Source organism: Thermococcus sp. ES12, assembly GCF_012027515.1.
Classification (GTDB): Archaea; Methanobacteriota_B; Thermococci; order Thermococcales; family Thermococcaceae; genus Thermococcus; species Thermococcus barossii.
Genome location: NZ_SNUP01000149.1, coordinates 1 through 386, shown reverse-complemented (window position 1 = coordinate 386; position 386 = coordinate 1). Strand labels below are relative to the sequence as shown.

The following is a 386-nucleotide window of genomic DNA, read 5'->3' as shown; positions in this document are numbered from 1 at the left end:
TTCTATAGGACTTTTGTGAGTTTTGCGAAGGAGAGCAACTTTGTGGAGTTCTATGAGGCCCATAGAGGAGAATACGAGAAAGTTTTAGAGCCGGCCAAAAGAGTGCTCACTTTGGAACTTTTTCAAGGGTTTGAGGAATTCTTTGGATATCAGTATAAGACTTTCCACATAGCTCTATCATACTCTTTGAGAGTCCATCCCGGGAGCAGAGTGGTTGGTGAAGTTGCATATTATTTCGGCTACGTTGCTTTTATGCCCGAACAATATGCTGAGATTTTCTATCTTTTCTTGGCCACTCATGAGTATTCTCACACATTTATCAACCCTCTTGTTTCAGACTATTTATCTGAATTTTCAGAGGTTGAGTATTATCTTCAAGAAGTTAA

1 protein-coding gene is annotated in these 386 nt (G+C 39.4%); it reads left to right on the top strand.

All coding sequences use genetic code 11. The features are described from left to right. Positions 1–42: 42 nt before the first annotated feature. A partial coding sequence (locus E3E37_RS11505) for a DUF4932 domain-containing protein (protein ID WP_371731722.1) occupies positions 43–386 on the top strand: 344 nt, incomplete at its 3' end.